The 12,352-nt window shown below is 44.3% G+C and carries 12 protein-coding genes and 1 pseudogene; 1 reads left to right on the top strand and 12 read right to left on the bottom strand.

Going from position 1 to position 12,352, the window contains the following annotated elements; all coding sequences use genetic code 11:
* Positions 1–132: 132 nt before the first annotated feature.
* The 12 genes from serS to C234_RS0104795 form a co-directional block, all read right to left on the bottom strand.
* Entirely contained in the window at positions 133–1,407 is a 1,275-nt protein-coding gene (gene serS / locus C234_RS0104850) for a serine--tRNA ligase (RefSeq protein ID WP_021646569.1), read from the bottom strand.
* Positions 1,408–1,612: 205 nt separating this feature from the next.
* Positions 1,613–1,876: a 50S ribosomal protein L27 gene (rpmA, locus tag C234_RS0104845; RefSeq protein ID WP_021646572.1), complete on the bottom strand. Its 264-nt coding sequence runs from the start codon at positions 1,874–1,876 to the stop codon at positions 1,613–1,615.
* 23 nt (positions 1,877–1,899) lie between these two features.
* A complete protein-coding gene (gene rplU, locus C234_RS0104840) occupies positions 1,900–2,217 on the bottom strand; it encodes a 50S ribosomal protein L21 (protein WP_021646573.1) in 318 nt (105 codons plus the stop codon).
* Between the two features lie 184 nt (positions 2,218–2,401).
* Positions 2,402–3,607, bottom strand: a complete 1,206-nt coding sequence (locus tag C234_RS0104835; protein ID WP_027324849.1) for a cell division FtsX domain-containing protein — start codon at positions 3,605–3,607, stop codon at positions 2,402–2,404.
* 56 nt (positions 3,608–3,663) lie between these two features.
* The gene (locus C234_RS0104830) at positions 3,664–4,308 is read right to left on the bottom strand and encodes an ATP-binding cassette domain-containing protein (RefSeq protein ID WP_027324848.1); all 645 of its coding nucleotides are present in this window, start codon (positions 4,306–4,308) and stop codon (positions 3,664–3,666) included.
* A gap of 10 nt (positions 4,309–4,318) precedes the next feature.
* Complete coding sequence (locus C234_RS0104825) at positions 4,319–5,851, bottom strand: DUF4836 family protein (protein ID WP_027324847.1); 1,533 nt, start codon at positions 5,849–5,851, stop codon at positions 4,319–4,321.
* Between the two features lie 30 nt (positions 5,852–5,881).
* Positions 5,882–6,580 (bottom strand): 16S rRNA (uracil(1498)-N(3))-methyltransferase, encoded by a 699-nt coding sequence (locus C234_RS0104820; RefSeq protein WP_027324846.1) that lies wholly within the window; start codon positions 6,578–6,580, stop codon positions 5,882–5,884.
* A 2-nt stretch (positions 6,581–6,582) separates the two neighbouring features.
* Complete coding sequence (locus C234_RS0104815) at positions 6,583–7,161, bottom strand: bifunctional nuclease family protein (RefSeq protein WP_027324845.1); 579 nt, start codon at positions 7,159–7,161, stop codon at positions 6,583–6,585.
* A 3-nt stretch (positions 7,162–7,164) separates the two neighbouring features.
* A complete protein-coding gene (locus C234_RS0104810; RefSeq protein ID WP_027324844.1) occupies positions 7,165–8,436 on the bottom strand; it encodes a nucleoside permease in 1,272 nt (423 codons plus the stop codon).
* A gap of 580 nt (positions 8,437–9,016) precedes the next feature.
* Complete coding sequence (locus C234_RS0104805) at positions 9,017–10,195, bottom strand: class I SAM-dependent rRNA methyltransferase (RefSeq protein WP_027324843.1); 1,179 nt, start codon at positions 10,193–10,195, stop codon at positions 9,017–9,019.
* 20 nt (positions 10,196–10,215) lie between these two features.
* Positions 10,216–10,845, bottom strand: a complete 630-nt coding sequence (locus tag C234_RS0104800) for a 3'-5' exonuclease (protein WP_027324842.1) — start codon at positions 10,843–10,845, stop codon at positions 10,216–10,218.
* 11 nt (positions 10,846–10,856) lie between these two features.
* Positions 10,857–11,417, bottom strand: a complete 561-nt coding sequence (locus C234_RS0104795) for a DUF5063 domain-containing protein (protein WP_027324841.1) — start codon at positions 11,415–11,417, stop codon at positions 10,857–10,859.
* Positions 11,418–11,542: 125 nt separating this feature from the next.
* On the opposite strand from C234_RS0104795, the pseudogene C234_RS18250 reads away from it, so the two are divergent.
* A pseudogene (locus tag C234_RS18250) lies at positions 11,543–12,262 on the top strand (DNA translocase FtsK 4TM domain-containing protein); the annotation flags it as partial.
* Positions 12,263–12,352 lie beyond the last annotated feature (90 nt).

Raw genomic sequence — 12,352 nt, 5'->3', positions numbered from 1 at the left:
ACACCGGCAATATATTAGGTTTGTTGGAAGTCCGTTGCCTTCCGATAGCTGCTTGCGACGGCAACACGCCGGCAAAACATTCGGTTTGCCCGGGAAGCAACGGCTTATCGCCTTCGGCCCGTGCCTTTTAATTTAGTCGATCATCTCGAATCCGCAGTAAGGAACCAGCGCTTTGGGAATCCGGATTCCTTCGGGAGTCTGGTTGTTTTCGAGCAGGGCGGCGACAATACGCGGCAAAGCCAGCGCCGAACCGTTTAACGTATGGCAAAGTTCGGTTTTCTTTTCCGCGCTGCGATACCGGCATTTCAGGCGGTTGGCCTGATAGGTGTCGAAGTTGGATACCGAGCTTACCTCCAACCAGCGTTTCTGCGCTTCGGAATATACTTCGAAGTCGAAGCAAAGAGCAGCTGTAAAGCTCATGTCGCCTCCGCAGAGGCGAAGGATGCGGTAGGGAAGTTCCAGCTTTTGCAACAAGCCTTCAACGTGGTCGAGCATTTCCTTGTGAGATTCCCGTGAGTGTTCGGGCTTGTCTATACGTACAAGCTCTACTTTTGAAAATTCGTGCAAACGGTTCAATCCGCGTACATCTTTTCCGTAAGAACCTGCCTCGCGACGGAAGCATTGCGTGTAAGCACAGTTTTTAACCGGCAGTTGTTTTTCTTCCAGAATCACGTCGCGATAGATATTCGTTACGGGGACTTCTGCCGTTGGAATCAGGTATAAGTCGTCCGCTTCGCAGTGATACATTTGTCCTTCCTTATCGGGAAGTTGCCCCGTGCCATAGCCCGACGCGGAGTTGACAACGGTGGGAGGCATGATTTCCGTATACCCCGATTCACGTGCCTCGTCCAGAAAGAAATTGATAAGCGCGCGTTGCAGCCGGGCACCTTTTCCTTTATACACAGGAAAGCCTGCTCCGGTGACTTTTACGCCGAGGTCGAAATCGATCAAATCGTATTTCTTTGCCAACTCCCAATGAGGGAGAGCGTCTTTCGGCAGCTCATGCTGCATACCGCCCGTCTTTTCCACTACGTTGTCGTCGGCTCCCGTTCCTTCGGGCACATCCTCATAGGGGACGTTGGGGATGGTATAGAGCAACTCCTGCATATCCGCGGCGGCCTGTGTCATGGTTGCGTCCAATCCTTTGTTAACTTCTTTCAGCTCGGCCACACGTGTCCGTGCCGCTTCGGCTTCTTCCTTTTTCCCTTCTTTCATCAATCCGCCGATGGTGCGCGACAGCGAGTTCACCTCCGCAAGATTTTTATCCAATTGATTTTGTGTGCTACGTCTTTTATCGTTGAGTGAGATTACTTCTTCGATCGTCTCTTTTGCATGTTTGAAATGTTTCTTTTCCAATCCGCGGAGCACTGCTTCCGTGTTTTCCGTAATTTGTTTGATGGTAAGCATATCGTAAACTTTTTATGAACTATGTTTTGAAATGCAAAGATACTCAAAAACGATAGAAACGAGACTAAAATGGGATATTTTCTATGATTCTACTTGCCCGACCGGGGCGTTTTCCAAAGTTTGTCGTGTTTATTATAAACAGCAAGGGGCTATCCGACTTTGTTTGGACAGCCCCTTTTTAATCTGTTATTTGGATATGATACAGTTATGCTTCTGTCGAAGGAATTACAGAAACGTATCTTTTGTCTTCCTTACCTACCTTGAACTTTACTGTACCATCTACTAAAGCGAAAAGCGTATGATCTTTACCCATACCGATGTTGTCACCCGGATGGAATTCTGTTCCTCTTTGGCGAACGATGATGTTACCGGCTTTGCAAGCTTCGCCACCGAACATTTTAACGCCTAATCTCTTGCTGTGTGATTCGCGGCCGTTCTTAGAACTACCGACACCTTTTTTATGTGCCATTTCTTCTTACTTTTTTAAATTGATTAAGCTACTACTTCTGTAATTGTTAACTCTGTGAACTGCTGACGGTGACCGTTCAGTTTTCTGTAACCTTTTCTTCTTTTTTTGTGGAAGACAAGCACTTTGTCGCCTTTTACCAGGCTTGAAACAACCTGACAAACAACTTTTGCGCCTTCTACTGTAGGAGCGCCTACCGTCACATTTCCGTCTTTGTCTACCAAAAGAACTTTCTCAAACTCTACTGTTGCTCCGTTCTCCGCGCCTTGGATGTGGTGAACGAACAACTTCTTTCCGGCTTCTGCTTTGAACTGCTGGCCGTTGATTTCTACAATTGCGTACATTTCTGTCTTAAATGTATTAGTTAGCTCCGGCGGGTGGTCTTTAAATCACTTAAAGAGCTCTTGAACGAACCCGTTGCGGAATAATCGGGCACAAAATTACTCTTTTTATTCCTTATGCACAAATATTTCTTTTCTTTTTTTGCTTTTGAATGAAAAGGAAAAAAGAAAGGGGCAATAAGGGATGCTATTTCTTCCGAAACCAGATTGCAATGACCTTGCGTTTGATAATCAGAATGTTGATGATCGATACGGTGAGAAACAATACGATGCCTGTACCGGCGGTCAGCCACATGGAACCTTTGTGCATCTGAGGAAAAAGAGACTGAATGGAACTTATATAATATGTCCGCAGCCAAATTACAATTGCAACGGATATAATCAGCACGACAGCATTCAGTATTACGGTAAGCAGCTGGTAAGGGAGCGCTATCTTTTGGGGGCTGTATCCGATGAGCATGAGGTCTTCCAGTTTATCCGTATTCTTTTGGAGCAACAGGTAAATGCTTAGCATCAGGATGAAAAAAGAAAGCAGGCTGATTGCCAAGCCGATTGCCAGCACAATGCCCGTGATCAGTCGCAGAAAGTGTGTTGCCTTGCCTGCGTCGAGCTTCCCGTCTTCTGCTTCGTAACCGTTCTTTTTGAAGTACTCGGCAATGGCTGCATCTGCCGGGTTGTTCACTTCGATGATAAGTCGGTTGGGGCGAGGCTCTTTATCGGGAGAGAAGTTGTTGTTTGCCCAACTCATGAAAGATTGAGGAACCAAGATTGTATTCAAACGATTGGAAAAGCCGATGATGTTTCCTTTGTATTGTTCTGCTCTACCGTTACCACGTATCGTAATATCCATTTGAATGAGACTCATCAATCCTTCCGACAGTTGAGGAAGGTTACGGCTTTGGGCGAATCCGAAATTATACAGATTCAGGTAATTGCGTGGGATGATAATGGGAATGAGACGTGTGTCGGGATGAAACTGCCACTTGTCGAGTTTGACGTCGACAAACTCATCGGGTACCGACTCGAAAAACATATCCGTACTGATGTAAATCCTTGTCCCTTTCATGCCTATCCCGGCAGATACCTGAAATTGGGAAGGGGTAAACATGCCCATTCTTTTTGTAAATGGTTGTTTCTTGAGGTCTTCTGCTTCTTGGGGAGAGAACATACTGCTTTTCCCGGCCAGCGAACCGAGTGTGCTGACTCTTTTGGTGGCTATGATGAAATCTTTCTTCATGAAACTATCTCCCTCGGTAAATACGGGAAGAACGTCTTTGTAGAATTGTACACTGAGCAAGACGATTACCATGCCGAAAATGTTGGCCATGATAAAGCTGCCGAGCTGCCCGATGCTGATATGTTGGCGGAGTAATTTCCAGACAAGTCTGTTCATCAATTATTTATTAAATGTTTATCATATGCGGAAGTTATTCTTATCGGGAGATGTTCTTAAAGGAGAACTTTCTGGCCGTAAGGAAGTTCCGGATGCTTTCCTATGGATGTGATAACGATTCCCGCTTTTTGTTTGCCGGCTTCCGAAAGAATGATTTCTTTCATTATTTCACTGTTTTCATCATCCAGATGGCTGGTTGGCTCATCCAGAAAGATAAAATCGAACGGTTGGCAGAGCGAGCGGATGAAAGCGACCCGTTGTTGCTGTCCGAACGAGAGCTTGCCGGCCTTTACATGTATCTTATCCCCTATGCGTAGAGTTTCGAATAATGACAGTATCTCCCTCTTCTTTTTCCAGCCGGTCAGCTTGTTTTTCAATTGTATGTTCTCAAAAGCGGTAAGTTCGCTGAAAAGCCTCAGGTCTTGAAAGAGCATGCTTATAGAATGCTTTCTTATATTGCACCATTGCTCCACCGTGTAACTCTTGATGTTGCTTTCGTCGAAACAGATAATCCCCTGGTAATCGTTCCGATAACCGTAAATGTAGCTGCACAGAGAAGATTTGCCGGTTCCGGAAGCGGCTTCTATCAAATAAGTTTCACCTTTGCGGAACGTAAAGTCCCGATGCCAGATGTCGGAATGGATTGAATTGCGGTCGGCAAACACTTCCGGAAGTGTTTGCCTGAGGTGGATACTGTTCATCTCTGATCAATTACATGCCGGCGAATTGTTTGGCAAATTCTACTATTTGCTTCAAGGCATTATCGTTTTTGTTTTTCAGATGAAGGGTGATATCGGAAGTCTCTCTTTCGAAAGAGACCGATAGATGCGAGGTTCCGGCGAGTAAACCGGATAGCGTTTGGGCCTCTTTGCTGTTGAAGCTGATTATCATTTTAACCAAAGGAAGGTCTGCTATTGCCTCTGCGTTAATTGCCATGTATAGAGGATTGCCTTTCATTTCAGACGCGTAAACAGCATCTTTGACAGATTTTTCGGCAGCTTTACCTATTCTTTTATATAGCATCTCGTCGTTGGTTGCATACATTTGCTTGTCTTTCACACCGAAAAAGATCTTCATGTTTTTCGACTTATACACATATTCGTTTTTCCCCAATTGCAGAATATCGCTCCCTTTTCTCAAGTTCATTTTTTGTATGTTTGCATATAGCCTCTGAACGGCATTGTTGTCGCTCACTTCCGCATAAGCCATAAAGGCGGGGGTGTTTTCCATGGTGACATTGATCAGCCCGGCGGTAATATCACCGTTGAACGAGTCGACTATTGCTTTTATTTCTTCTGTTTCGCCCAATGATAGATTCTCGATATTTAGCAGTTCATATAGTTGGTCTCCTTTTACCCCAAAGGTAATAAACATCAAGGTGGAAGCCGGAAAGTATTTATTGAAAACACCTTTCGGTTTAATAAATGTATTGTTATGCTTTTTAATAAATGCTTGTATGGTATCGTTTTCGGTGTAGTTCTCTGTTTTAAGGCTGATTTTTCCTTTTTCGAAATTCAGTCCGCTTATTACTGTAATTTGTCTGGGGTCGATACCGGTCGGGCTTCCAAGAGAAAATAATTTTTCGTTCTTTGCAGAAAGAGTTTCCATCGAAGCCATGAGTTTGATATCTTCTTTCCGCTCCGAAGTTTTCCGGAAAGCTTCCGATTGGTGAATGCTTTGTTCCGCAGACTGTTTTAATAAAGCTGCAAGTCTTTTCTGAACACTTTCCGTTTGCGATGAACTTCGCCCCAATGTCATCATTACTGCGGAATTGTTGAAAACTATCAGCTCCTTTTTGAAGGTCGTAAAGCAATATCCGTCTGTTTCGGAAACCGGTTGGCATATATTTTCTTTCTCCATGTATTCCAACGATTTGTGGAGTTTGTCTTCATTGCTGATTTCGGCCAGAAGTACAGGTTCATTGAAGGTTGGAGACTTGAATATATAGACCGGAGATTTTATATTGATCCCCGATTCTTGCGGATTCTTTATGATCTTCTCCACATGTTGAAAAGCTGAGGCATCAAGTCCGCTCTTCAAAGATTCTACTATTTTTTGTCTGACGGATTCATTTTCTTTGTTGTCTATTCCCGTTTTGTCAATCAAAGATTTCAGGTCGATGGAAACCACGAAGGAAGCGTCCGCCGGTATTGCGTTAGTATATTCTACCTTTTTAGAGCAGGCTGTAAAGAATACAATCAGGATAGCCAATGCTGAGATTTTTGCGATTAATTTCTTTTTCATACCGTGTGTTTTTAAAAGTTTGTATATTGCTTATTGGTTAAGCAGGTTTAGTGTGTGGCAAGCCACCAATGCGGCCGTTTCCGTCCTGAGCCTCGATCTTCCCAAACTAACAGGAATGAATCCGTTGTTTATGGCTTTTTCCACCTCTTCTTCGCTGAAATCTCCTTCGGGCCCGATTAAGACTATGGCGTCTTCGCCGGGTTTCAAGATATGTTTCAGCTGAGGCTTTGCACCTTCGTAGCAATGGGCGATAAACTTCTGTCCTTTAAAATCCTGTGCGATGAACTTGTCGAATTCCATCATCTCGTTGAGTTTTGGGAGGTATGCTTTGAGCGATTGTTTCATCGCCGACACCAGAATCTTTTCAATGCGCTCGGTTTTAATGACTTTCCGTTCGGAGAAACGGCAGCAGAGAAAGGAAAGTTGGTCTATTCCTATTTCTGTCGCCTTTTCGGCAAACCATTCGTTCCGGTCCATGTTTTTGGTCGGTGCCATAGCAATATGGATGCGGCAAAGAGTGAGAGGAGGTTGGGGGATGGATTCTTTTACTGTTACCAGGCAACGTTTGTGGGTTGCCGCCGATATTTCAGCTTTGTAGAAACAGCCTTTTCCGTCGGTCAGAGTCACTTCGTCTCCGATGTTCAGCCGTAATACGCGGATACAATGTTGCGCTTCTTCTTCCGGCAACTCGTTGTTGTGTGATATGTCAGGAGTATAAAATAGGTGCATGGTTACTGGTTTTGATTTCTTAAGCGGATCTGGTCGCGTAATTTGGCGGCCAATTCGTAATCCTCGCTCTTTATCGCTCGCTCCAATGCGTCTTGTAGTGCTTCAATGCTTTCTTCCTGAGTTTCTTTTCCTTTATTTCCTCCCTCTTCTTGGTGTTCTTTCTCTTCTTCAGGGATGCGCAGACACTCTTTTTCAAGAATCGATTCATAGATAAGAATGGGAGCCCCGGCGCGTACCGCCAACGCTATTGCATCTGAAGTTCGTGCATCCATGCGAATAATTTCGTTCTCTTTTTTTAAGTAAATGTAAGAATAGAAAATGCCTTCCTCAGCCTTGTAAATCAAAACGCGGAGCAGATTGGCTCCAAGTACGTTGATGGCAGCCGTGAACAAGTCGTGCGTCAGCGGACGGGGAGTCTGAAGACCTTTCAAGTATAAAGCAGTCGCTTGAGCTTCGGCAGGCCCTATGATGATAGGCAGCTGTCTCTCTCCGTTTACTTCACCCAGAAGCATGGCAAACGCGCCTATCTGAGCTTGGCTGTTGGTGATGCTTATTACTTGTAATTCTATCTTGTTGTTCATTCTTTATTTTTTATTAGCTGTTTCCGGTTGATGTTTGTACCTGAATATGATTGCAAACAGAACGGCTACGGTCAATGCGTATCCGGCAAATACGAACCATGCAGAAGCCCAACCTTCTGTTTGGGGAGCTGCACTGTTGAAGTCGACAAAACGGTTTACGACAGCTTGAGCTCCCAAAGTTCCGATTGTGGCTCCGAAACCGTTGGTCATGATGACAAATAGCCCTTGTGCGCTGGAACGGATGCCGATGTCTGTTTCTCTATCAACAAACAGAGAGCCTGAAATGTTGAAAAAATCAAACGCTACTCCGTATACAAGCATGGAAAGGATAAACATCCACACTCCGCTTCCCGGGTTGCCGAAACCGAATAAAGCGAACCGCAATACCCACGCCAGCATGGCTATCAGCATTACTCTCTTGATTCCGAATTTACTCAGAAAGAAAGGAATGAGCAGAATGCACAGAGTTTCGGACACTTGCGAGAGCGAAATAAGGATATTGGCGTGTTGCACTCCAAAGGTATTCGCGTATTCGGGGATGGAACCGAAACTGCTGATATACGGGTTGGCAAATCCGTTGGTAATCTGTAAAGATACTCCCAAAAGCATGGAGAAAATAAAGAAAATGGCCATTTTCTTGCTTTTGAACAATGTGAAAGCGCGTAATCCCAAGGCTTCGACCAACGATTTGGTTTGATTGTTGTGGCTGACAGGACAATGAGGTAATGTCAATGCGTATATTCCATAAATGAAACCGATGACGGCACATGCATAAAATTGTCCGTAACTGGTCTGTAAGCCGAGCAGGTCGATAGCCCACATGGAACAGATGAAGCCGATGGTTCCGAATATACGGATCGGGGGAAAGTATTTGATGGTATCAAGACCAGCCTGATCGAGCGCTGTATAAGCCACCGAGTTCGAAAGCGCAAGGGTAGGCATATAAAAAGCGACACTTAATGAATATAAGCTAAATAAAACCGGGAAACTGACTTGGGGTTCGGCGGTCATACCGTAATAACCTGCCAATACCATGAAGAATGCTGCCAGAAAATGGCTGATGCTTAACAGTTTTTGTGCGGGAATCCATCGGTCGGCAATGATTCCTAATATGGCGGGCATGAATAAAGATACAATTCCCTGCATGGCATAGAAGAGACCGATGTTTTCTCCCATTCCGATGTTTGCCAGATAGCTTCCCATGGAAGTCAGATAAGAACCCCATACCGCAAATTGCAGGAAGTTCATAATGATCAAACGAACTTTGATACTCATAATTTTCTTATTTGTGTTTCTCTATTTAGTGAATTAATGAGATGCAAATATAATATATTCATCGATTGGGTGGACAAATAATCGGGAAAAAGCTTCTAAAGAGGCGCTCTTCTTTATGCTTTTTCTGATAAATCCGTATCATACTAAGAATAAAATCGTGTCGGCTTGTCGGTACCTGAGATTTTATGATGAAAGAGTCCGGCATTTTGTAGCGACTGCGTTTGTCAAAATTGGGGTAATATTCGGCATATCCGGTTTTAGCTTTCCGAAAAATTACTCTGAGGGGAGAATTGGTCTGAAAAGGGTTGCATCGGCAAAAGCTATTTGCCTAAGAACAAAAAACGCGTTTGCTTAAAGATAGATCTATTTTTGCTAAATGTGAAAGTTTTTTAGGTAGAGGGTATATAGGAAAGAGGTATATAAAAAAAGAAGGCTATCTATCCCAGACAGCCAATCTTTATTAACCTTAAATCTAATACCATGAAAAACACAGTGCAAAGATAAGTGTTTTATGTTTTAAAACATGATATATCGATTTAAAAATGCCGATTGTTAACCTTAAATAACAATTGAATGCTTTTTACTCCACATATAATACCAATCCTTTCAAGTATTCTCCTTCAGGATGGTATATGTTTACCGGATGGTCGGCAGGCTGTGTCAGCTGATGCAGAATGCGGACACTGCGTCCCGACATGGCTGCCGCAGTAAAGACAGCCGTACGGAAATTGTCTTTGGTGACGACTTGCGAGCAGGAAAACGTAAACAGAATGCCGCCCGACTTGATTTTTTCGAAAGCTTTGGCGTTTAATTTGCGATAGCCTTGCAGCGCGTTCCGTAAAGCGTCTTTATGTTTGGCGAAAGCAGGAGGGTCGAGTACGATCAAATCATATTGGTCGCCCATCCGGTCGAGGAACTTGAACGCATCTTCTGCAAAAGCTTCATGGCGAGAATCGCCGGGAAAATTCAATTCCACGTTCTTATTCGTCAGATCGATTGCTTTGGCCGAGCTGTCTACCGAATGTACCAATTGGGCGCCTCCCCGCATGGCATAGAACGAGAATCCGCCGGTATAGCAGAACATGTTCAATACCGAACGGTTCTTGGCATAGCGTTCCAACAGCGAGCGGTTCTCCCGTTGGTCGACAAAGAATCCCGTTTTTTGTCCCTTCAGCCAGTCTACATGAAACCTGAGTCCGTATTCTTGTGCGATATTGTCGTGGCTTCCTCCTTTCAGAAATCCGTTTTCGGGGAAAAGGTCGGCTTTGAAAGGCAACGTTGTTTCCGACTTGTAATAGATGTTCTCGATTTTATCACCCATTACTTCCGAAAGAGCTTCGGCAATAGCCATGCGGTCTGCATGCATTCCTGCGGAGTGAGCTTGCATAACGGCGGTTTTCGCGTAGACATCAATCACCAGTCCTGGCAGATTGTCGCCTTCACCATGCACAAGCCGGTATGTGTCATTTTCCGGATTGGTGGCAATTCCGATGCTGCAACGCATGTTATAAGCTATTTCCAGCTTATGTTTCCAGAATTCCCGGTTCACGGGTTCTTGCCGGAACGAGAGTACACGAACGGCAATGCTGCCGATTTGGAAGTGACCTTCGGCTATAAATTCCTTTTTCGAAGTATATACTTCTACCACTTCGCCTTCTTCGGGTTCTCCGTCGATACGGGAGATTGCGCCGGAGAATATCCAGGGGTGAAACCTTTTGAGCGACTCTTCTTTACCCGGCTTGAGGTATACTTTATGCATGCTGGCTTATTTTTCGATGTTTATGAGATGTTTTTTTCTTCAGGTTCAAGGGCTATCTTATAATTTCCGGTTCGTTTCAACTCTTGCAGCAAGTTGTAGATGTTGAGACATGCCCAAGCGTCGACGGCAGCGTATTGTTTCTGGCTGTCGCTCAATACGTCGGCTTCCCAGTTCGATAACCGTTGCGATTTGGAAATCTTTTCTTTGAATAAGATGGCGTAGATTTTTTGCAGACTTTTATCCTGTATTCCAAAAGGACGCACATAGTCTTGCAAGTCGATGCAGCTTTGCTGATGAAACGGAGCCCGTTTGTGCAACATCATAAAGTCGTCTTTAAGAGAGAGACCGACTTTGATAACTTCCGGGTTTTCCAATAAATCGATCAGAGGTTGAGACAATCCGGTTATGTTGAGGCGAAACAGGAAACAACATTCTTCGGACGAAATTTGAAGAAGCGCTACTTTGTGCGACTGCCCTTTTTTAAAGCATGGGCGCGTTTCGCTGTCAATGCCCAAAACAGACTTCGACTGTAGATAGGTTACTGCTTTTATCGTTTCCGCTTCCGACCGGATGACATGAATCTGTCCCGGGAAAACGGCTTTAGGCAGTTCTCTGACTTCGTCTTTATTAATGGTTCTTCTTACTATCATTTTTCTATTTCTCAATCGTGGCAATGGCAATCTTCATCGTGACAATGTTCTTCGTCCGCTTGATTGTATTTAGCGTCATGAAGCGCGCGGAGTGTATTTACAAGTTTCTGTCCCCACAGCATACCGAAACTTTCCCGGCAAATAGCCAAAGAATCGTTCATCGTTTCGTTTAGTCCGAGTTGGAATACAAAGATAAAATCCTTGATGTCTTGATAGATATCCGCCAAATCCTCCGATACGGATTTTTTGATAGGCTGATCGCTGTATACCATGTCTTCAACAAAAACATCGAGATAATCGTCTTTTTCTCCCATCAGTTCCGCCAAGTTCAGACGGAGCACTTCGTATATCTCTTCGGTCACGTACGTTTCGGGAGCTTCATCACCTATCGTTTCGACTGTTGGAAGCATGGAAGCCTTGAGATAGAGCAGAGGCAGAATTTTAAGCGATGTGTCGATAAAAGTGCTTTGCTTCATTTCGCCGGCACGTTCGAGGAATGCGCAAAATTCTGCGGCTACGGTAACGAATTCAATCACATTCTTGTCAAATATCGTTTGGCTCTCTTTTTCCATAATCAGCTTTGTTTTGAATTGCAAAGGTAACAAAAAAGGATTGAATGAACGCAGCGCTCCGTATTTTTTTATTATTTTTGCAGCTTAGATAGCAAAGTGCATTAAAGATAAAACAGAATATACTCATGGCAAAAAAGAAATCGGATAAAGAGAATAAAAAGAATTCGTCTTCCTTTGATAAAGCTGGAAATGCATTAAGGAATGAGACTATACATTTTGTCGTCGGACTGATGCTGGTCATTTTTTCGGTTTATCTGTTATTGGCGTTTTCTTCTTTCTTCTTTACCGGCGCGGCCGACCAGAGCATTATCGACAGCGGTAATCCTGCCGACCTGTCGGCGGTCAACAATCATGTGAAGAATTATGCGGGTTCGCGGGGAGCGCAGCTGGCAAGCTATCTCATTAATGACTGCTTCGGCATCTCTTCTTTTTTTATTCTTGTGTTTTTGGCTGTAGCCGGACTGAAGCTTATGAAAGTGCGTAACGTGCGTTTATGGAAATGGTTTGTCGGGTGTTCGCTTTTATTGATCTGGTTTTCCGTTTTCTTCGGATTCGCTTTTATGGATCATTATCAGGACTCTTTCATTTATCTCGGCGGAATGCATGGATATAATGTAAGCCGGTGGCTGATTTCGCAGGTGGGAGTTCCCGGTGTGTGGATGCTTTTGCTGGTGACAGCCATTTGTTTCTTTATTTATCTCAGCAGGCGAACCATTACTTGGCTTCGCAAATTGTTCGGGTTGAGTTTCCTCAGGCGGAAACGGAAAGAACATCCTGTTCCGGAGCGTGAAGAGACTCATGAGTTTACCATATCCCGCCCGAAAGAAGTGGAATTTGATTTGAAGCACAATGCGGCGAAACCGTCTGCTCCTGCAATCGATATGCAAGTGGTTGGCGAAAACGATAAGCATACGAATCCGGATAATCCTCAATTG

Origin of the sequence: Bacteroides pyogenes DSM 20611 = JCM 6294 (assembly GCF_000428105.1) — a bacterium.
In the GTDB taxonomy this organism is placed as follows: Bacteria; Bacteroidota; Bacteroidia; order Bacteroidales; family Bacteroidaceae; genus Bacteroides; species Bacteroides pyogenes.
The sequence above is the reverse complement of the archived record's forward strand: the minus strand, read 5'-3'. Positions and strand labels throughout refer to the sequence as shown.

Bases quoted from the DNA above. Each gene is read 5' to 3' on its own strand.
- serS (WP_021646569.1), bottom strand. From the start codon at position 1,407: ATGCTTACCATCAAACAAATTACGGAAAACACGGAAGCAGTGCTCCGC.
- rpmA (WP_021646572.1), bottom strand. From the start codon at position 1,876: ATGGCACATAAAAAAGGTGTCGGTAGTTCTAAGAACGGCCGCGAATCA.
- rplU (WP_021646573.1), bottom strand. From the start codon at position 2,217: ATGTACGCAATTGTAGAAATCAACGGCCAGCAGTTCAAAGCAGAAGCC.
- C234_RS0104835 (WP_027324849.1), bottom strand. From the start codon at position 3,607: ATGAACAGACTTGTCTGGAAATTACTCCGCCAACATATCAGCATCGGG.
- C234_RS0104830 (WP_027324848.1), bottom strand. From the start codon at position 4,308: ATGAACAGTATCCACCTCAGGCAAACACTTCCGGAAGTGTTTGCCGAC.
- C234_RS0104825 (WP_027324847.1), bottom strand. From the start codon at position 5,851: ATGAAAAAGAAATTAATCGCAAAAATCTCAGCATTGGCTATCCTGATT.
- C234_RS0104820 (WP_027324846.1), bottom strand. From the start codon at position 6,580: ATGCACCTATTTTATACTCCTGACATATCACACAACAACGAGTTGCCG.
- C234_RS0104815 (WP_027324845.1), bottom strand. From the start codon at position 7,161: ATGAACAACAAGATAGAATTACAAGTAATAAGCATCACCAACAGCCAA.
- C234_RS0104810 (WP_027324844.1), bottom strand. From the start codon at position 8,436: ATGAGTATCAAAGTTCGTTTGATCATTATGAACTTCCTGCAATTTGCG.
- C234_RS0104805 (WP_027324843.1), bottom strand. From the start codon at position 10,195: ATGCATAAAGTATACCTCAAGCCGGGTAAAGAAGAGTCGCTCAAAAGG.
- C234_RS0104800 (WP_027324842.1), bottom strand. From the start codon at position 10,845: ATGATAGTAAGAAGAACCATTAATAAAGACGAAGTCAGAGAACTGCCT.
- C234_RS0104795 (WP_027324841.1), bottom strand. From the start codon at position 11,417: ATGGAAAAAGAGAGCCAAACGATATTTGACAAGAATGTGATTGAATTC.